Source organism: Marisediminitalea alba (genome assembly GCF_002993365.1).
Taxonomy (GTDB): Bacteria; Pseudomonadota; Gammaproteobacteria; order Enterobacterales; family Alteromonadaceae; genus Alteromonas; species Alteromonas alba.
The window spans coordinates 1-20,045 of sequence record NZ_PVNP01000020.1 but is presented as its reverse complement, the minus strand read 5'-3'; the positions used below and the strand labels follow the sequence as shown (position 1 = coordinate 20,045).

19 protein-coding genes are annotated in these 20,045 nt (G+C 50.1%); 13 read left to right on the top strand and 6 right to left on the bottom strand.

Annotation, left to right across the window (positions count from 1 at the left end; translation table 11 throughout):
- Positions 1–178: 178 nt before the first annotated feature.
- Positions 179–2,884 carry a cation-translocating P-type ATPase gene (locus C6Y40_RS03080; protein WP_105933293.1) on the top strand — a complete coding sequence of 902 codons (2,706 nt, stop codon included), beginning with the start codon at positions 179–181 and terminating at the stop codon, positions 2,882–2,884.
- 272 nt (positions 2,885–3,156) lie between these two features.
- Here the strand turns inward: C6Y40_RS03080 and C6Y40_RS03075 are convergent, their stop codons facing one another.
- Complete coding sequence (locus tag C6Y40_RS03075; protein WP_105933292.1) at positions 3,157–3,807, bottom strand: sulfotransferase family 2 domain-containing protein; 651 nt, start codon at positions 3,805–3,807, stop codon at positions 3,157–3,159.
- An 84-nt stretch (positions 3,808–3,891) separates the two neighbouring features.
- Here C6Y40_RS03075 and C6Y40_RS03070 point away from each other — a divergent pair, with 84 nt between their 5' ends.
- From C6Y40_RS03070 to C6Y40_RS03045, 6 genes are all read left to right on the top strand, one after another.
- Positions 3,892–5,142, top strand: coding sequence for a glycosyltransferase (locus C6Y40_RS03070; protein WP_105933291.1), 1,251 nt, complete (start codon positions 3,892–3,894; stop codon positions 5,140–5,142).
- Between the two features lie 135 nt (positions 5,143–5,277).
- Entirely contained in the window at positions 5,278–5,922 is a 645-nt protein-coding gene (locus tag C6Y40_RS03065) for a hypothetical protein (protein ID WP_105933290.1), read from the top strand.
- A 60-nt stretch (positions 5,923–5,982) separates the two neighbouring features.
- On the top strand, positions 5,983–7,098 hold the full coding sequence (locus C6Y40_RS03060) for a hypothetical protein (protein ID WP_105933289.1): 1,116 nt from the start codon (positions 5,983–5,985) through the stop codon (positions 7,096–7,098).
- A 43-nt stretch (positions 7,099–7,141) separates the two neighbouring features.
- Entirely contained in the window at positions 7,142–7,597 is a 456-nt protein-coding gene (locus C6Y40_RS03055; protein WP_105933288.1) for an Lrp/AsnC family transcriptional regulator, read from the top strand.
- A gap of 121 nt (positions 7,598–7,718) precedes the next feature.
- Positions 7,719–8,339 carry a YitT family protein gene (locus C6Y40_RS03050; RefSeq protein WP_105933302.1) on the top strand — a complete coding sequence of 207 codons (621 nt, stop codon included), beginning with the start codon at positions 7,719–7,721 and terminating at the stop codon, positions 8,337–8,339.
- A gap of 59 nt (positions 8,340–8,398) precedes the next feature.
- Positions 8,399–9,589 (top strand): amino acid aminotransferase, encoded by a 1,191-nt coding sequence (locus tag C6Y40_RS03045; protein ID WP_105933287.1) that lies wholly within the window; start codon positions 8,399–8,401, stop codon positions 9,587–9,589.
- A gap of 106 nt (positions 9,590–9,695) precedes the next feature.
- On the opposite strand, the gene C6Y40_RS03040 is transcribed toward C6Y40_RS03045, so the two are convergent.
- Entirely contained in the window at positions 9,696–10,184 is a 489-nt protein-coding gene (locus C6Y40_RS03040; protein WP_146129482.1) for a hypothetical protein, read from the bottom strand.
- A gap of 224 nt (positions 10,185–10,408) precedes the next feature.
- Here C6Y40_RS03040 and C6Y40_RS03035 point away from each other — a divergent pair, with 224 nt between their 5' ends.
- On the top strand, positions 10,409–11,353 hold the full coding sequence (locus tag C6Y40_RS03035) for a transposase (protein WP_105933285.1): 945 nt from the start codon (positions 10,409–10,411) through the stop codon (positions 11,351–11,353).
- 244 nt (positions 11,354–11,597) lie between these two features.
- Here the strand turns inward: C6Y40_RS03035 and C6Y40_RS03030 are convergent, their stop codons facing one another.
- Positions 11,598–11,912: a hypothetical protein gene (locus C6Y40_RS03030; protein ID WP_105933284.1), complete on the bottom strand. Its 315-nt coding sequence runs from the start codon at positions 11,910–11,912 to the stop codon at positions 11,598–11,600.
- Between the two features lie 282 nt (positions 11,913–12,194).
- On the opposite strand from C6Y40_RS03030, the gene C6Y40_RS03025 reads away from it, so the two are divergent.
- Positions 12,195–13,595 (top strand): ethanolamine ammonia-lyase subunit EutB, encoded by a 1,401-nt coding sequence (locus tag C6Y40_RS03025; RefSeq protein WP_105933283.1) that lies wholly within the window; start codon positions 12,195–12,197, stop codon positions 13,593–13,595.
- Positions 13,592–14,419 (top strand): ethanolamine ammonia-lyase subunit EutC, encoded by an 828-nt coding sequence (gene eutC / locus C6Y40_RS03020; protein WP_105933282.1) that lies wholly within the window; start codon positions 13,592–13,594, stop codon positions 14,417–14,419. Before C6Y40_RS03025 ends, eutC begins: the two co-directional genes overlap by 4 nt.
- On the opposite strand, the gene C6Y40_RS03015 is transcribed toward eutC, so the two are convergent.
- Positions 14,402–15,163: a hypothetical protein gene (locus C6Y40_RS03015; RefSeq protein ID WP_105933281.1), complete on the bottom strand. Its 762-nt coding sequence runs from the start codon at positions 15,161–15,163 to the stop codon at positions 14,402–14,404. The genes eutC and C6Y40_RS03015 overlap by 18 nt on opposite strands.
- A 58-nt stretch (positions 15,164–15,221) precedes the next feature.
- On the opposite strand from C6Y40_RS03015, the gene C6Y40_RS03010 reads away from it, so the two are divergent.
- Positions 15,222–16,433 carry a sensor histidine kinase gene (locus tag C6Y40_RS03010; RefSeq protein ID WP_146129481.1) on the top strand — a complete coding sequence of 404 codons (1,212 nt, stop codon included), beginning with the start codon at positions 15,222–15,224 and terminating at the stop codon, positions 16,431–16,433.
- On the top strand, positions 16,430–17,080 hold the full coding sequence (locus C6Y40_RS03005) for a response regulator (protein ID WP_105933279.1): 651 nt from the start codon (positions 16,430–16,432) through the stop codon (positions 17,078–17,080). Before C6Y40_RS03010 ends, C6Y40_RS03005 begins: the two co-directional genes overlap by 4 nt.
- A 51-nt stretch (positions 17,081–17,131) precedes the next feature.
- Here the strand turns inward: C6Y40_RS03005 and C6Y40_RS03000 are convergent, their stop codons facing one another.
- Positions 17,132–18,358: a threonine/serine exporter family protein gene (locus tag C6Y40_RS03000; protein ID WP_105933278.1), complete on the bottom strand. Its 1,227-nt coding sequence runs from the start codon at positions 18,356–18,358 to the stop codon at positions 17,132–17,134.
- 236 nt (positions 18,359–18,594) lie between these two features.
- On the opposite strand from C6Y40_RS03000, the gene C6Y40_RS02995 reads away from it, so the two are divergent.
- Positions 18,595–19,071 carry a DUF6491 family protein gene (locus C6Y40_RS02995; RefSeq protein ID WP_146129480.1) on the top strand — a complete coding sequence of 159 codons (477 nt, stop codon included), beginning with the start codon at positions 18,595–18,597 and terminating at the stop codon, positions 19,069–19,071.
- A gap of 262 nt (positions 19,072–19,333) precedes the next feature.
- Here C6Y40_RS02995 and C6Y40_RS02990 read toward each other — a convergent pair whose 3' ends face one another.
- Complete coding sequence (locus C6Y40_RS02990; protein ID WP_170308393.1) at positions 19,334–20,044, bottom strand: IS5 family transposase; 711 nt, start codon at positions 20,042–20,044, stop codon at positions 19,334–19,336.
- Position 20,045 lies beyond the last annotated feature (1 nt).

Here is a 20,045-nt window from a genome sequence, read left to right as displayed (position 1 = left end):
CGGGACTGCTGTGACAAGACGTCAGTATTCCCGGTAGTCCTCTCTTTGATGCAAATCAGTGTCTTCGGCGCGTAATCTTTGTACGGTATCTATACTCATAGATGGCATGCAGGTGCTGAGCACATAACACTACGCCCCTGCTTTGTACTGCCTTTGTCTTACATGTACGGGAGTAATCATGACCGATATACAGCAATCCAAATGGCACGCGCTAACCGCCGACGAAGCGATTACCCAACTCGAAACCACCCGCGACGGCCTGAGCCAGGAACAGGTTAGCCAGCGACTCTCAAGCTGTGGGCCAAACAAACTGCCTGAGGCGCCACAGGCCAGCACGCTGGCGCGCTTTCTTAAACAATTTGCCAATCTGCTGGTTATCGTGCTGATGGTGGCCGGCATTCTGACCGCATTTTTACAGTACTGGATAGACACGGCGGTGATCTTTGCGGTGGTGATTGTTAACGCCCTGATTGGCGTGGTGCAGGAAGGCAAGGCCGAAAAAGCCATGGATTCAATTCGCCAGATGCTGGCCTTAAAAGCGGCGGTGATCCGTAATGGTAAGCGTCGCACTGTGGCGGGTGAAGAACTGGTGCCCGGTGATGTGGTGTTGCTGGAAGCCGGAGATAAAGTGCCAGCTGATATCCGGCTGCTTAGCAGTCACAGCCTGGCGGTTCAGGAAAGTTTGCTAACCGGTGAATCACTGCCGGTGGAAAAAGGTACAAGCAAGGTGGAAGAGGGAGCAGCGCTGGGCGATCGTCAATGTATGGCATTTAGTGGCACCAATGTTACGTCTGGTCAGGCAACCGGGGTAGTGGTGGCCACCGGCGCTCATACCGAAATTGGCCGCATTGGCGGCATGTTGTCGGGGGTTCAGAAGCTCACTACACCGCTGGTGGAACAAATGGACGTGCTGGCTAAGTGGATCACCGGCTTTATTCTGACCGTGGCGGTTATCCTGTTGGTGGTTGGCACTCTGGTACTCAATCAGCCGTTTACTGAGCTCTTTCTTGCGGTGGTGGGCTTGTCTGTCGCCGCCATTCCGGAAGGGTTGCCCGCAGTACTGACCATTACCCTGGCCGTCGGCGTGCAGGCCATGGCCAAACGCAGCGCTATCGTACGGGTATTACCGGCTATTGAAACCCTTGGTTCTGTGTCCGTGATCTGCTCCGATAAAACCGGTACGTTTACCCGCAACGAAATGATGGTGGTCAGCGTACAAACCGCCGCCAATGACTACGATGTGGATGGCGAAGGTTATGCGCCCATTGGCGACGTGTTATTTAATGATAAACCGATACATACCGCTGAGCAGCCCTTGTTGCAGAAAGTTGCCCGGGCATGCGCACTGTGTAACGACGCTGAGATTCACCATCGTGATGACAACTGGAGTTTCGAGGGCGATCCTATGGAGGCGGCGCTGGTAAGCTTTGCCAGTAAGGCCACTTTTGATGAGGGCGAGGATTTTAAAGCGCGCTGGCGGCGCACCGATGTACTGCCATTCGACTCTACCACCCAGTATATGGCCACACTCAATCACGACCACAACGGCCACGGAATCATTCTGGTGAAAGGCGCGCCGGAAGTGGTATTGAAGTTATGTCGGGTACAACAAACGGCACAGGGCGAGGAACAATCCATCGATTTAACCGCGTGGCTCGATAAAGCGGAGGCGCTGGCCCGAAAAGGTCAACGTGTACTGGCTGTGGCTTCTCGCAGTGTGCCTGCTGATCATACCGTTCTGAGTGCCACGGATTTGCAGGATTCGCTTTGTCTGCTGGGGCTGGTAGGGCTGATAGATCCTCCCAGACAAGAAGCCATTAGCGCCGTGCAAACCTGTCTGAATGCAAGAATTCAGGTCAAGATGATTACCGGCGACCATGCGGTGACCGCTCAGGCAATTGGTAAACAGCTGGGCTTAACGCATACCGACAAGGTGCTAACCGGTACGGAGCTCGATGCCCTCAGCGATGATCAACTCAAAGAAGCGGTGCAGCATACCGATGTGTTTGCCCGCACTACGCCTGAGCACAAGTTACGTTTGGTGATGGCGCTGCAGTCACTAGGGTTGACAGTCTCGATGACCGGTGACGGCGTAAATGATGCACCATCGCTTAAACGCGCCGACGCCGGTGTGGCCATGGGCCTTAAAGGCAGCGAAGCGGCTAAGGAAGCGGCCGAAGTGGTACTGGCAGACGATAATTTTGCCTCCATAGCGGCGGCGGTAGAGCAGGGCCGTACCGTGTATGCCAACATCAAAAAAGTGGTGAGCTGGACGCTGCCTACTAACGCGGGTGAGGCGCTAACCATCATTGTTGCACTGTTGGCGGGGTTGCCATATCCCATTACGCCGGTGCAGATCTTGTGGGTCAATATGATCACGGCGGTTACGCTGGGCATGGCGTTAGCCTTTGAACCCACTGACGCGGCGACCATGAAAAAACCACCACGACCACGTGGACAGGCACTTATTCAGCCTGCGCTGGTGTGGCAGATTATGCTGGTGGGCACACTGTTTTTCCTGGCGGTATTTGGCATTTATCAGTACGCCATTAAAGCCGGGCATGATGTGGAGTATGCCCGGACACTGGCGATGAACATGTTGGTGGGCCTGGAGATTTTTTACCTGTTCTTTGTCCGTACCATGAACCTGCGTTCAATCTCCTTAGCCGGGGTAAAAGGCACCAAAGTGGTGTGGTCGGCCGTCGGTGTGGTAGTGGTAGCTCAGTTGGCCATTTCTTATATTCCGATACTACAAACCGTGTTCGGTACGCATTCACCCTCATTAATCGACAACCTGGTGATAGTGCTAACCGGCTTTGCATTGCTCATAGTGCTGGAGATTGAAAAAGTCGTGAGGCTTACGCTTTATCAGCGAAAACGTTAGCCGCCGCGTGGACAGGCACTCATTCAGGCTGCTCTGGTTGCAGATATAAGTGCCTGTCCACTAACTTCACTGGAAGTTGAAAAGGTTATAGGCCGTACGCTATACCAATGAAAACGTTAATAGTGGTAGCCAAGCAGGTTAATAGCCGCCTCGTGGACAGGCACTCATTCAGGCTGCTCTGGTTGCAAATATAAGTGCCTGTCCACTAACTTGTCCCTAAATGGGCTGGATGTTGAAAAAGTTATCAGGCGTAAGCCATATCAATGAAAACGTTAATAGTGGTAGCCAAGCAGGCTAATGTCTTTTTGAAAGTGCCTGTCCACTAACTCGGCTAACTCATCCGAATAGTAGCGGCGATAAGTCTGTCGGTCCGTGGCCTTACGCTTGTGAGGCAGCGTTGCAGTCGGCAGGTTTAATTGCTCACAAATGGTATTGAAATCATCCTGTAGGTTTTCGTATTTGGCGATAAAATCCATACACAGATTGCCCTGCAGATCGGTCAGATAATCGGTTTGTAACTGCATGGAAGTATCGATGTGATACTGATAGGGGCGTTCAGGATCGAGCTTGTAACGCATAAAGCTGTCAAAGTCATCAAAGCCCGCTGCCAGGTGCGGCCGTTCACGTTTGATGTGGTGATAGGAACTCACCTGCAAATCCCACGGGTTGCGCACGAAAGCAAATTTGTACAGGCCGGCAAAATATTCCGCCGGTAACATTTCTTTGGCGGCAATCACTTTACTGTGGCGTGGAAAGCGGCAACCCAGTTTATGCCCACAGAGCTGACTCAGCTTATTTACGATAAATTGCGGCAAACCGTAACGGGCGTCCCAGCGATAGCGTGACAGCGCATCGCGCACGCTGGTACCGCCGGTTTTTGCAATATGTACAAAAAGGAACTGATGTTTGTGGGAAAGCAGCATGGATATTGTTGATCGTCATAAAAATGTTTCATTCAAACAATACGATATCAATATGACATATTAAGGACAGTCACATTAGTCGCTATGAATCCACAGATAAAGGAACCACCACTCACACACCCGACCGAGAAACGTGGACAGTCACTCCGGGGGAAATGTGGACAGTCACTCAGGGAGAGTAAGACTGAAGCTAATGAGAATTATGGACATTCACTCAGGCAACTGACTATTTTGGTGTCGTACTCGGGGAGTGGTGGCGTTGAAGTCATTACCAATCATCTCGTGCAGGGTCTGGTTAACGCTGGTATTAAGGTGGAACTTCTGCTGCTGAAAGCTCGCGGTCCGCATATTGATAAGCTGCCAGAGCATCCCGGACTTACGGTAACTAAACTCAATGCCAGCAGCGCTATACTGGCAGTGCCGGAGTTGGTGAGGTATCTGAAAAAGCATCCCAATCGGCTGCTGTTTGCGATTAAAGATCGCGCGGTTCAGGCGGCTTCGATAGCCAATAGGATAAACCGTTGCAAAGGCCGGGTGGTGGGGCAGATACACACCAATATGCTCACCGGGCTGGCATCCCGCAACGGTATGATGGTCAGGTTCAGGTTTGCGTTGATGCGGCTTTTATACCGTTATTTAACCGGTGTTATTGCGGTGTCGCAGGATGCGGCGAGTGCGCTAGAAACTATTACAGGTTTACCCGACGCGCGGATAAAAATACTGCCTAACCCTGTTATTACCCCGGCAATTGCTGAGAAATCGGCCGCTGCGCCAGTTCATCCCTGGTTAACAAATAAAGAGTGCCCGGTGGTTGTGGCGGCAGGGCGATTGTCCTCACAGAAAAACTTTGCGTTGCTTATTCGGGCGTTTGACTTACTCAGACAGCGGATACCATTGAAGCTAGTTATTTTCGGCGAGGGGCCGCAGCGCGGTGAGCTCGAAGCCTTGTGCGCTGAACTGAGCATTTCAGAACATGTATCCTTATTTGGTTTTGTAGAAAACCCGTACGCTGAAATGAAGCGTGCCGACCTGTTCGTGTTGTCGTCTGACTGCGAAGGCTCACCAACAGTGCTCACAGAGTGCCTGTCCATGGGCATCCCCTGTGTAGCAACTGATGTCGGGGATGTTGCCCAAACCCTGCAAAACGGCCGGGTAGGGCGAGTGGTGCCCTGTAATGACACTCAGGCCCTGGCCGACGCTATGCAGGCTGCTATGAAGTCACAACTAGCGGGCCAAATACTTGTGGATGCGGTGAGCCAGTTTCAACAAGACACAGCTGTGAGTGCTTACATTGAGCAATTGTCCAGATGGCAGGAAACGGGGCCTGCGCGCTAAAAGTGGCCACCTGTGAAGCATTTCTACATGCAGCTTCGTTAATATATTGCTAATTGTTATTTAAATGTTAATGAAATGTTTGTCTGGATGTGGTTAACTCTGCCCTAAGCTGATATCACTAATATCGAGGGCAGCATGTATTTTTCTGTAGAGCATTCATTGGAGCGCCTTGCTGTCTTTGCATCCTATACGGAATGTGATGGCTGCGAAGACGCTGAACTTACCCGACAGCTGATTGACGGACTGTTGATGAGTGGCGTGCATGTGGAATTACTGCTGCTCAACAGCAAGGAGCACTCGTCCTGCCGTTTACCGGCACACCCGCATTTAACCATTAAAACCCTGCGAGCCAGCAGTGTATGGCTGGCGGTGCCCGAATTAAAGCGTTATATGCAAAGTCATCCCGGTGAAATTGTTCTGGCGGTGGACGATCAGTATATCCAGGCTGCCTCCATGGCTAACCTGTTGTCGGGTTTACGCGGCAACGTTGCCGGGTTAATGCATAATACCAACTGGGGCACATCGCACAGCGGCGTAACGCCTCGCCTGCGCTCCGGGCTGATGCGCTTACTTTATGGCTACACCTCGGGCGTGATCACCGAATCGGCGGATACTGGCAGAACACTGGAGCTGATGTGCCGGTTACCGAAAGCCCGAATCAAAATGCTTGCCCAACCCTGCCGCCAGGATGTGGCTATCAGCGGCTGTATTGAGCTACTTACCGAATGGCAATGCTGTGGTGTGTGCAGCGTCAATTCCGGCCGCTACTTAAGTGCTTAACCTCTGGTGCTATTTCTGGCAGACTGGCTAACAGGCTTTAATTAATCCAGATGTGAGTAGATGGAACGACCGCTGTTAAAACATATTCGCAACCATGAAGCGTTGTTTTTGGAAATTGCCCGTTTGCGAGACCTTGCTATTGAGCAGTCAGGGCTCGGCAACTATGAATTCAGTAAGACTCCCAAGTTTATCAGCGAAACCGGCGAACGATTTACCATTGAGCCGGAGCGCAGCATCATTCTGCCTGACTACCATCTGTTTAAAGGATTGAAACATGCCTTAACTGAGCGTGTGCCAGGACTTACCACTGTTGAGCATAGTGACTGTGGTTACCGTTATCCTACTGCCGCACTGGCCGGTCTGGATGCCCCGTTTATTAAACGGTTACGTTCGGAGTATTTTCATCGGGTGGATGAAGACCGCAGTATTTGCCGCCCGGTCAACCTTTCCTACGGTATTAAGAGCCGGGGTAAAGCCGATAATCGCCTGGAGTACGAAGTCTGGGTACCGGAGAGCCAGTTAGAAGCGGATCCCATGCCGCTGCTGGTGGAAAAGTACGGTGAAGATCTGCCCCATGAAGTGCGCCATTTTGCTCAGCAAAAGCCAATGATTTACGGCTGGATGGGGGTAAAACGGGCGGCCTTTGAAGCGCTCTACCGCAACCCTGCGGTAATGGGTGACCTGGTGATTTGTATTGGCCTGTCGGTAGACGCTTATAACATCGGTGCACGGCCGGACCTGTCTTTTTCGCCAACGGTGGATAGCTCCATTGCGGCCAGTAATGCCGAATTTGAGTGGGAAGTCATGGGTTACTACTCGCCGGGTGATGCGCACTATACTCACGATGAGTTATGGGCGGCGATTAATCATTCGCTGGAAGCCATTGGCGAACCCATTAGCGAACTTTACGCTAATGAAATTATGCCGATTATGGAAAGTAAAACGGAGCGTATTCTGAGCACGGTTTATGGCCAGGGTATTACCACCGATGAGATTCGCGAACTGAATTTGCGCCCGCAGGAGTTTTTGCAAACCAGCAGTGAACGGCGGGTAAAACCGCAGGATCCCAATCGTAAGGTAAATTTCCTCGGCCGTCTTAACCGGTTATTCTATCAGCCGGAGCATCAACTGCCGGCGATTGAATCATTGCATGATCTCATTGCGCATTCGCGCTAAGCTTGCACGATAAACTCAAACTGCACGGAAATTTGCACACATCATGCATGATATTGATGATTACGATAAACAGATCCTAAAACTCCTGCGCCAGAACGGCCGCCTGACTAATCAGGAGTTAGGCGAACTGGTGGGCCTGTCTGCTTCGCAAATCTCCCGCCGCCGAATTCACCTTGAGCAGCAAAAATACATCATCGGCTACAGTGCCCGAATTTCACCGGCCGCGCTTAATCTGGATATATCATCGGTACTGGAAATTACCCTTGCTGAAGCCTCACCCGAGGCTGTCACCGCCTTTTATGAATTGGTTAAACAAACCCCGGCTATTCTGGACATGTATAAAACCACCGGTAATGCCGATTTTATTCTTAAAGTGGCGGTGGCGGAGCTGAGTGACTTATCGGCGCTGATCAGCGACCTGGCCGCTCACAAAACGGTGGGACATATCCGCACCGCGGTGGTGTTGGAACGCCTTAAAGAGGATGGTGTTTGGTTGTAATGCCGCAAAAATAACTGTTTAACGCACAGTTTGCGCAATAAATGTAAAATTTGCGCACAATATGATTTTATTGTGCTATATTTCTCACGGTTTAATTTTTGGTCATTCCGTGGGTAAAATAATGAGTGAAGCAGCAATCAGTCAGCCGAAGTCCATTCGGCACAGTTGGGTAGAAGATGTTCTGGCCCTGATCACCGGTACCATTTTAGTTTCGTTCGGGGCTATTTTATTGCGTGAGGTTGGCGCGCTTACCGGCAGTACTGCAGGGATGGCCTTTTTGATTGATTACCTGTCGCCCATGAGCTTTGGCGTAGCCTTCTTTTTAGTGAATATTCCGTTTTATATTCTGGCGCTAAAGAAAATGGGAGTGGTTTTTACGCTTAAGACCTTTGCTACCGTGTCATTGGTGTCGTTGTTTACTCATATTCATCCGGCGTTTATTCAGTTTGGTGAGCTGGATTTATTTTACTCAACCCTGTTTGGCAATCTGCTCATGGGCACCGGCTTTGTGGTATTGTTCCGCCACGGTGCCAGCCTTGGCGGCGTAACTATTCTAGCGCTCTACATTCAGGATAAAACCGGCTTCCGTGCCGGGTACCTGCAAATGGGGGTAGATGTGCTGGTGGTGTGTGCGGCGTTCTTTGTAGTGAGCATTCCGGCATTGATCGCTTCTGTATTGGGCGCGGTGGTACTGAATATTCTGATAGCATTTAACCACCGTAAAGACCGTTATTTAGCTTAAACTGGCCAATAGATAAATTAAAAACTGCTCCCAAGAGACAGTCACGCTAAGGAAATACTATGTTTGAACATGTCGATGCCTATGCCGGCGACCCGATTTTCTCGCTGGTTGAACAATTCATGAAAGATCCCCGTGAGGACAAAGTGAATCTCACCATCGGGTTTTATTTTGATGAAGACGGTAAAGTGCCAAACTTTAGCAGTGTTGATAAGGCCAAAGTGTGGGCGGCAGACAACCCACCGGCATCGCCCGTTTACCTGCCGATGGACGGCTTACCGGATTACCGCGTAGCAGTAAAATCGCTGGCCTTTGGTGATGCACTACCATTAGTGGACAGTCGCTTAGCATCAACACAGAGCCTGGGCGGCTCAGGTGCACTGAAAGTAGGCGCTGATTTACTCAAGCGCTATTTCCCCGATTCAGAGCTATGGGTGAGTGACCCGACCTGGGAAAACCATCACTCTATCTTCAAAGGCGCGGGCGTGAAGGTGAATACTTATCGCTACTACAACCCGCAAACTAAAATGCTCGATTTCAGCGGCATGCTGGAAGATTTAAATCAACTGCCGGAAAAAGCCATTGTACTGCTGCATCCGTGTTGCCATAACCCAACGGGTATCGACCTGACCAACGAGCAGTGGCAACAGGTTGTGGACGTGGTTAAACAGCGCAACCTGCTGGCCTTTTTCGATATGGCTTATCAGGGCTTCGGTTTTGGTTTAAACGAAGATACTCAGGCCATTAAACTGATGGCGGAGTCTGGTCAGCCATTCCTGTTAGCGCAGTCATTCTCGAAAATTTTCTCTCTGTACAGTGAGCGTGTTGGAGCGTTGTATGTGGTGTGTGAATCACCGGAAACCGCCGAAACTGTTCAGGGTCAGCTTAAGTTTACCGTCCGGACAAATTACTCTACGCCGCCGTCTTTCGGCGCGCGCCTGGTTAACCACGTACTGGCGAGCGATGCACTGACCGATGAGTGGAAAACCGAACTGGAAGCTATGCGCGAGCGCATGCACATTATGCGTCAGCAACTGGTTGCCAAACTTGGCGAGCTGCGCCCGGATGTGGATTTCAGCTATCTGGCGGCGCAAGTGGGGATGTTTAGTTACACCGGCTTCAGCCCGGAACAAATTAAACGCCTGAAAGACGAGTTTGGCGTTTATCTTATTGCCAGCGGCCGCATGTGCGTAGCGGGCCTGAACACCCGCAATCTTGATGCGACAGCAAAGGCGTTTGCTGCAGTGTGTTAGAACGGAGCAGGGCTTTGCAGTAACGTAAAGCCCTCCCCTTTTCATATTGAGACAGTCACACTCTGTTTCAATATGGACAGGCGGTTACATCTTCGACTATAAACTACTAAAACGGTAGTGAATCTATTCGTTGCGTCCCAACGTTAGGGGTAAACTCGGAGTCATAAGAAACACCGTTTTGACTCAACGTCCTCGAATAAAACTTGCTATTTTTATGGGCCTGAAAAACGCCCTCTTTGAATCCCGCAGCTAGCTCGGGTAGTTCATCTCCTACTTCCGCAATTATTGGCGTGCAACCAGTGCAAAATGCTTTAATGTCGTAGTGTTCAACTTTGAGTCTTGCCGATCCACTTTCTATGATGTCTGACTTGAACTGTATTTTGTAGCCGTTAGGTGTATCAAAAGACGTTTCTACAGTTTGATATTTAAACCCGTAGGAAACGCAGAAGCTTAAATCGGTTCCAGAATAATTTGTGACACAACGATCAAATACTCCTTCTAAAGTCTGTGCCTCTGGAGTGCCAGGAGATTTCTGAGCATAAGCTGTTGAGAAATAGAAAGAGAATACAGCAATAATGAAAAAACGCTTCATCAAAAATAAGATCCTTCTTAGTTAATTGACACTAAAGTCTAATTTTTCGGGGGGGAAGTCAATACGATTGGCTGAAAATTCAAACAAGTCAAAGTAAAGCATTTCCATGCCGTTACTGTTATGCAATGTTATGCAAAGACAGTCACTCTCTAGACTCAGGACCAGTAGGATTTTTTCTTAATATCAGCACAATGAACACACGACTTTTCTAATTCTAGTGAAACATTGTGCCCAGACCCCGTAAAAGCCTAATCAACCTCTCAGATACACCCTATTATCACTGTGTTTCCCGCTGTGTTCGTCGGGCGTATTTATGTGGTGAAGATAATCAAACAGGAAGAAGCTACGAGCATCGCAGGCAGTGGGTAGAAGACAGATTACTGTTTTTGGCAGAAGTGTTTTGTGTTGACGTGTGTGCTTATGCGGTAATGAGTAACCACACCCATGTGGTTTTACGTATTAACAAACAAAAAGCCGATTCGTTAAGCGTTAGAGACGTCATCAGGCGGTGGCACCAACTCTACAAAGGCATGTTGTTGTCGCAACGTTACATTGACCCTGTTCAGTCTACTACATTGTCTGAAGCGGAAATTGAAACAATCAAAAGCCTGGCTGAAATTTACCGTACACGATTGTACGATATCAGCTGGTTTATGCGGTTACTTAACGAATACATCGCCCGTCGGGCCAATAAAGAAGATGATTGCACCGGTCATTTCTGGGAAGGGCGGTTTAAATCACAGGCGCTCCTGGATGAAGCATCGTTAGCCGCCTGCATGGCGTATGTTGACTTAAATCCAGTACGAGCCTGTTTGGCTAATACTCCAGAAGAATCAAACCATACCAGTATTCAAAAACGCATCAATGCGGCCAAATCGAATCGACAACCCGCTCAACTACTGCCGTTCGCGGGGAACCCATGTAACACAATACCTGACGGTTTGCCTTTTCAGCTACAGGACTATATTGAATTGGTGGAACTGTCAGGTCGTCATATACAACCCAACAAGAAAGGCAAAATTGATGATTCAGCTTCACCCATTCTTACCCGGGTTGGACTCGCGAACAATGATTGGAATGAGATGGTAACCGGTATCGAGACAGCGTTTAAATCATCGGTAAGCCTTGACAAATTAATCAGGCGACGCAGGAAATATGCAGACTGCGCTTAGAGCTTTCATGCTCTTTTAAGCCAAACTTTATTATTACAGCAACACCATTTCATTCCGTATCACCAGACATTTAGCGAAAAGCGACTGACGGACATTCAACAGGCTTCCCACGCATTTGAAAGACTAAATACTGTAGTTCCCCCTCTGAGTCATAAAAAAGCGCAGAAACAATTGCCTGATTCATAGAGCTGAATCTACATGACCCTGAGTATTTAAAGAGTGCCTGTCCATGTCAAAAAAGCTCTTATCGCTGATAAGCGGTAACCACTTTTCCTTTATTATTAAGCATTTCCATGGCGTTACCGTTTATCCGGTAACGGCGTTTGGTATTGGCACCATTGTCCCATTTCACCAGCAAGACACCGTCTTCAACAGTCCAGGTGCCTGTCCTTACCTCGCTATCTAAGGCGGTACCTTGCTGATTCTTCGCCGCTTTTTCCACTGCTGCTTCCGGGCCCATATACATCTGGCCGCTGTCTAAAAAGAGGTAGGTAAACCGGCTGTTAACCATTCTACCGCCAATGGGGATGGGAATACTTTCACCGTACCAGTAGCCCAATAAGGCAGAATCCAGAATTTTAGCCTGGTACTCGTCTGCGAGTGCCTGTCCAGTTAAGTTACCGCAGTTAAGTTAAAATTTAGGCAAGCTGCCAGCATTAATAGAGATATTAGATATTTCATTGTGACTTCCTGATCGTCGATTCCTTGTGTTGAGTATTAATTAAACAGTAAATGCGTACGATGCGCTACCGGTAAGTGAAATTCCGCCGTCTGGTAGCGATTGCAAATGTATCGCCGCGCGGGCATGATGAATTGAAGCTCACTTACAGGGAGAGTTGCTATGGCAGAATATCGCTACACACTCGGCCAGCTCACGTATCGGTTTAAGGATTTAGCCGAGGTGATGGCAAAAGCCTCACCACTGCGCTCCGGCGACCAACTGGCCGGTGTGGCTGCGGCCACTGCGGAGGAACGCGTGGTAGCGCAAATGGTCCTGGCCGAACTTCCCCTGAGCACCTTTTTAAACGAAACCGTTATTCCCTACGAGCAAGATGAAGTAACGCGACTGATCATTGATACCCATGACAGCGAAGCGTTTGCTCCGGTGGCCAGTTTAACCGTGGGTGAGTTACGCAACTGGTTATTGCTTGAGTCCACCGATGCCACTGTGTTGCAGGATGTGTGTCTGGGGCTGACCCCGGAGATGGTAGCCGCGGTGAGCAAAATTATGCGCAATCAGGATCTGATCCTGGTGGCCAGAAAATGTGAGGTGATCACCGCATTTCGCAACACCATTGGCGTGCCCGGCCACTTTTCTACCCGCTTACAACCCAATCACCCCACTGATGACTTAAACGGTATTGCGGCATCAATCTTTGATGGCCTGATGTACGGCAGTGGTGATGCGGTGATTGGCATTAACCCGGCAACCGACAATGTGGCGCAGACCATAAAACTGCTCAACATGCTTGATGAACTGATCAATCAGTACGACATTCCTACCCAGTCCTGCGTGCTGACCCACGTTACTAACACCATTGAAGCCATCGAGCGCCGCGCACCGGTCGATTTAGTGTTTCAGTCGATTGGCGGCACCGAAGTGACTAACAGTAGTTTTGGCGTTTCTCTGGCTATTCTGCAGGAAGCTCGCGAGGCTGCGTTATCGCTTAAGCGAGGGACGGTGGGTAACAATGTAATGTATTTTGAAACCGGCCAGGGCAGCGCGTTATCGGCCAATGGCCATCACGGGGTCGACCAGCAAACCTGCGAGGCCCGGGCTTACGGCCTGGCCAGAGTACTGGACCCGCTGCTTATCAATACCGTGGTGGGTTTTATCGGGCCGGAATACCTGTTTGATGGCAAACAAATTATCCGGGCAGGTTTAGAGGACCACTTTTGTGGCAAGCTGTTAGGTTTACCCATGGGCTGTGATATCTGCTACACCAACCATGCCCAGGCCGACCAGAATGATATGGATAACCTGCTCACCTTACTTGCCAGCGCCCATTGCCAGTTTATTATGGGTATCCCGGGCTCCGACGATATCATGCTGAACTACCAGACCACCTCGTTTCATGACGCGCTGTATATCCGTCAGCTGTTCGGCGCTCGCCCGGCGCCTGAATTTGATACCTGGCTGAAGCAACAGAAAATCTTCACCGATAGTGGCAATCAGCTATTAGCCGAAAAACTACCGGGCCGATTTGCCGCGGCGCTGCCGCACAATGGAGGTAAGCCATGAGTAACCAGGAGCAACACCTGCATCCCGATACCTGGCAACAGTTACGCGAACTAACCGCAGCACGGATCGGGCTTGGCCGGGCCGGTACCAGCCTGCCCACCAGTGAATTACTTAAATTTCAGCTTGCGCATGCCCAGGCCATTGATGCGGTACACAGCCCGTTAAACGGTGAACTGTTATGTGAGCAACTGGCAGCGCTGAGCTACCATCAACAACCGTTAACACTCCAAAGCGTGAAAAGCGAGGCAGAGGACCGCCTGGTGTATTTGCAGCGTCCTGATCTGGGGAGGAAACTTAATGAAGCAAGTACTTACTCTTTGCAAAAGCTGCGTGAAAAGGAATCATTCGATCTGGCTATTGTGATTGCCGATGGGCTCTCGGCCACTGCGGTAATGCAGCAAGGTGTACCGTTTTTAACGGCTTTACTGGCGCAGCTGGAAACCAGCCAGCCTGCGTGGACCCTGTCACCACTAACCATAGTGGAACAGGGAAGAGTGGCTATTGGTGACGACATTGCCGTAGCGCTCAATGCGCAAATGGTGGTGGTGCTAATAGGTGAGCGGCCTGGCTTAAGTTCGCCGGACAGCCTGGGGATTTATCTTACCTGGCAGCCGAAACGAGGCTGTGATGATGCCAAACGCAATTGCATTTCAAACGTGCGGCCAGAGGGGTTGGCCCCGGAAAAAGCCGCCACGCGTTGCCTGTATTTAATGGAAAACGCCCGGGCTAAACAGCTGACGGGCGTTGGCCTGAAAGACCGCTCCGAAGACAATGTACTCACCGATGAGTCTGAGCAAGGTGTCTTTTTACTGCGCGGTACCTGATTGCGCCGGTAGTGAAGGGGTTTGCACCTGAGATTTGCTGTTTCCGCGGTATTTACGGGCCAGTAAAACCACGGCGAAATTGCCAATAACACCGGGCAGGATCCAAAAAGCATACTGCCAGGCACCAATATCACTAAACAACGTGCGGCCACCGAAGGCAAAAAAGGCCGTGTATGCACCAATGCCGGTGCCGATATAGCCAGAAAGGTGTTCCACCAACCAGGCTTTAGGCTCGACCTCTTTAGCAAAAATAAAACGCAACTGACCCCAGGCAATCATCAGGCCCAGCGGCGCAAAGACCATCATTAATACCTGCTCGTGCCTAATCCCAAGGTAACCTGAACCAATGCTGGTAAACACCAGTAAAACAGCCGGCGCAACTCGCGCCGGAGTACGCAGTGAGTCTCGGCTATGCTTAGCTTCAAGCGCCCATTGCCCCCCCATTAAAGAGGTGTACATCACCAGGCCTAAGTGCACTAAGAAGGCACCAAAACGCTGAAAATACGGGATAGCCTTGGGGTTATCCAACAACTCCGGATGAACCACCGTAGGCACAACAATCCAGAACAGCGCGAGTATGACCCCGCTTATCACCGAGGTCAGCATAGTGCGGCGAAAGTACACGCCAAACCGGCGATGGTTAAAGCCGCCCTTGCGGCCAAAAATGGGGATCCAGAATAACAGCAGGCCTAAACCCCCGGTAAATATATGTAAGTACAGTAAGCCTTGTTGAATAGAGTGCATAACGAAATCTCCTTAACCTTGTGTTAAGCAGACTACCGTTACAGCCTGGTTGGCCGTAGTGGCAAAAGTCACAATCGAAAAGATGACTTTTGGCCTATTCCAATTGTCCGGCGATTCGCCAATACTGGCAGTTATGAAAAAATACTTCCCTAAAATTGACTCCGAACTACTGGTGGCAATTATCACCATTGCCGTAGTGGCAGTAGCGAATGCCTGGCTGATGAGTGGTTCCAGTCGCCTCGGGCCGGTGAACCTGTTTGCTACGCTGGCGATATTTGTGCTGTTTGCGCTGACATTCCTGTTTGTCACCCGCGATGAGCCCTACCGCCACGATACTTCAGTCAGAGTTATTCTGCTGGCTCTTGAGTATCTGTTGGTACTGGCGTCATTTATGGCCAGCCCGTTTGAGTTCAATGCCATTTTACTGGTTATCTGGTCCGGGCAATTACCGTACGTTATGCCTTACCGGCGTACGCTGTGGTTATCGCCTTTATGGTCGGCAATACCCTGGCTGGTGTTTGCAAAGGTGTGGGAGCAATCCAATGGACTGTGGTTAACTGCCGCCCTGTTCTGGACCTTTAATTTATTCTCGCTAATGATGATGGAAAGCCGCAAGCAGGCAGAAGTGGCACGGGAGCAGGCCGAGCAGGCAAACCGCGAACTCAGGGCGTTACAGGATCTGATGCAGCAGGCCAGTCGTAAGGATGAGCGCACTCGCATCGCCCGTGACATCCATGATCTGGTAGGTCATCATCTTACTGCGCTGTCGTTACATTTACAGGTAGCCGCACGTACCGTTGCCCCCGAGCAGCGACCGCCCATTGATCAGTGCTTAAGCATTGCCAGACTGTTATTGTCTGATGTACGAGAGGCCGTGTCGGACATGCGCGAATATGGTTCGCTGGATTTGCTGCAGGCGTTAAATGAACTGATTGCACCCTTGCAGGATAAGATATCGGTGACCATTCACTGTGACGGTGATTTAACGGAACTAAGCCTGTTGCAGGCCACTACGATACTGCGATGTGTGCAGGAAAGCCTGACCAACAGCATCCGCCATGGGAAAGCCAGTGAGTTGCACATTGAGATAAGCCGCAAGGTAAATCAATTGGTTACCGAAATTACCGATAACGGTACTGCCGGTGAATATCAGCCAGGCAATGGCTTAACCGGTATTAAAGAGCGTGTTGCCGAGCTCAATGGTAGCGCAGAGTTCAACGCCAGCCCCCAGGGTTTTCATACCCGGTTGATGATACCGGAGCCAGGATGATTCGAGTATTGGTGGTAGACGATCAGCAGCTATTGCGGCAAGGGCTGTGCAGCCTGCTGGCATTATCCGACAAAGTGGAAGTGGCAGGGCAGGCCAACGATGGTTTAGAGGCCCGCGATTGGCTGCAAGCCAACGCCGGCAAGGTGGACGTGATGCTGCTTGATATCCGCATGCCACGGATGACCGGTATAGAACTCCTCAATAGTTTAAAGCAGGATGGCGCACTGCTACCCACTATCATGCTCACCACTTTTGACGACCACGAGAGTTTGATGGGGGCGCTGAGCGCCGGTGCCAAAGGGTATCTGCTAAAAGACGTGTCACTGGAAACCCTGGTCGACGGTATTGAGGCGGTGCATAACGGCGAGTCGCTTATCCAGCCGGCCATTACCAATACCCTGATCAACAGTCTGCAGGGCTTAAATACTGCGTCCGACGGCCCGGCACCGGTTGAACCGCTGTCGGCTAAGGAAAAGGAAATCCTGCGTTTAATGGCATCCGGGTGCAGCAATAAAGAAATCGCCGGGGCGCTGTTTAAATCACAAGGCACGGTAAAAAATCAGGTGTCGACGATACTGGCCAAACTGGATGCCCGCGACCGCACCCGTGCGGTACTGCGTGCTGTTGAGCTGGGTATTATTGGCTAGGGCGTGTTGACTGCTACAAAAGTGCACAGCAAAGATTAACACGCCTTAGGCTCAGAGCGCTTTTTTGGTGGGAAACACCACGTTGGCAAAAATGAGGCCGGCGACCAGCGACATAAAAATTAAAAACACGTCCTGGCCGATATGATCGGCATTCACAAAATCCTGCCCGGATACAAAAGAGTTCAGCCCGATATAGGTTTTAGAGCCCGGTACCAGCACAATCAGGCCGTGCATAGCCACAATGGTGGCAGGTTGATTTGCAATGCGGGTAAAGGCATTGGCGAAGATTCCCAGGGTAAATGCCCCCATAAAGCTACCGATATTTTGTGGCAAGAAATCAGAGCTTAGCGCCGTGGCGCTGTAGCCAATTAACGCTGCGGCCAGCGCCCAGGGAATATGCTTGGCCCGGGTGCGGAATATGGCCACCAGGCCAAAGCCCAGCAATACCACGGCCAGCCAGGTTGACCAGTAGGGCAGGGATTCGGCCGGTGCATAGGTATTTTCGCCAAATAAACTAAAACCGGTCGCCACCCCTAAAAAGGCTCCAAAATACAGTTTAAACAGCTGCATCATGGCGTCCATAATACGCGCTGTCCCGGATACCATATTGCGCGAGGAGAGCTCGGCAAGCCCCATGGTCAGCGCCAGTCCCGGCACAAAAATAATCACCGATGACAGGATAATAATAGGAATATTAATACCCGGATCAAAAAAGCGACTCGCCACGCAGGCCAGAAAGGCCACCACATAGGCAATCACCGGCTCAAGCATCAGAGCTACACGTTTAGAGCGTTCCGACCACAGCACCCAGAAATACACCACAAAACCAAACAGGCCTGACCAAAAAATCTCCGACCAGCTGGCACCCATCAGCATGCCAAAAGCGCCGGTGGATAAACCAAAAGAACAGCCGGTTATGAGTTTACCGTAGGGGCTGGGCATGGCATCAATTTCGGTTAACCGCTTGTCAGCCTCCTCAAGCGTTACCTGACCGGACAACAGCAAGTTAGCCAGCTCGTCGGTAAGTGACAACGAATTCAAATCCAGCTCACCGGGCTCAAGCCTGGCATTATGGCTGTATTCCTCTTCGTGACGATCACTCCAGATAACCACTGATAAAGACGTCGGCGTAGAGATAAAGGAGGCATGTACACCCAGATAACGTGCCACTTCGGTTAAATAGGCTTCGAGGCGGAAAGCCGGTGTGCCGTATTTGTGCAGCATTTTACCCAGCTTAAGAATAAACCGGCGTATCTGAATAAACTCTCTGGTGTCCAATGGCTGTCTCTTTATCCGGTCTTTTTATTTGTGGCGCGCGGGTGTTAGCCGCAATGTAGTTAATAATAGCAGCATAAGCTGTTGGTTTCTAAGTAATACTCATATACTTAAAACGGATTGTTCAGTTTGGGTTAAGCAAGGCGTGCTAGGCTATTCAGTGGCAACTGATAAACAAGGAATTATTGGGCTGGCAGGTTGTCGAACCGGCAACGTTAATGTTTTTAAAAAGGTATATTATGAAGCGATATTGGCTATTAGCGACAGCAGTACTGATGTTAGCCGGGTGTGCAACACCGCGTTTAACTAACAGCGAGATGGTAACGCTGGTGGAGCAGTTTGTGGCGGATGAATCCCTTGAGCGCGACCATACTGTCAGCGCCTTCAGGCTCGACAGCTACGCCGAACTCAGTGATGAATATCTGATCCTTCGCAGTTCTCCCATGCGTCACTACCTGGTGAAACTGGTGCCTCGCTGCAATGAAATTGCCTTTGCCCCGGGTATTTTGCTGCACCGCCGTTTTGGCAACTCTCTCAGTGAAGGTACTGACTTTATCTACACGCCTGACTCATTGCCGTTTAGATGCTATATCAACAAAATCTATCCGCTCACCAGAGAGCAGCACGACAAGCTTCGCACGCAAATTAAAGCGGAAGTTAAAGAACTTGAGCTGAAAGAACAGCAGCTTGAAGGTGAAGACGCGGATCAGACATAGGGAATCCGATACTTCTGACCCGACATGGAAAATCGTCCCGCTGCTTAACTAACCGGATAATAATCCAGTTTCAGATCGCTGTTGCCCCAGCTTCGGCGGGGTAGAGTGCACCTTTGCTTCACCAACCCGTTAGTCTTATCTTCGTTCACACTGACTTCTAAATACGAATAAGGTATTTCATAGCGTCACGTATAAGACCATCGGCTACTGTGCTTAGCTTAAACAAAAGTCTAGAGGCTGTTGATCTTTGAACATTATTTGTTCAGCAGTACATTGGTAGCCACATCATCATGAATGCCAATGCGACTGTACTGCTATAGTTTCGAGCTAGCTTGTCGTATCTTGTTGATATTGCCCGGTACCTTTTTATCCTCAAAAACGCGTTTTCAACAAGATGCCTATATCGATACAGGCACCAGTCCATATCGTCATTACCTAATTTGTTATTTCGTTTGCGTGGAATATTGGCATCTGCTCCACTTTCTTCTACGTAAGCTCTAAAAGCTTCACTGTCATAGCCTTTATCAGCACAAACAATATCGGCTTGTGGGGAGTTTATTATCAGACTTTGTGCATGTACGATGTCGTTCACTTGACCACCGGATAGTTCAAAATAAACGGGCAGGCCACCGCTATCTACCGCAAGGTGAATTTTCGTTGAGTTACCACCTCGACTTTTTCCGATGGCCTCATCTTGTTTACCCGCTGCACCGCTACTATCCTGATGCGCTTTAACTATACTACCATCAAGAAACAACCATTCTGGGTCACCCTCGGAGGCTAAGCTTTCAAATAACTTTTGCAATATGCCTTTCTTCGACCATAAATTAAATCGTCGGTAGACCGTATTCCAGAGACCAAATTCAGATGGCAAATCCCGCCACTGAATGCCGGTACGCATTCGGTAAAGTATGCCCTCCAGGGTATTTCGGTGCTCATATTTGTTATAGACTCTGCCACTCTCCTTTAGCAGT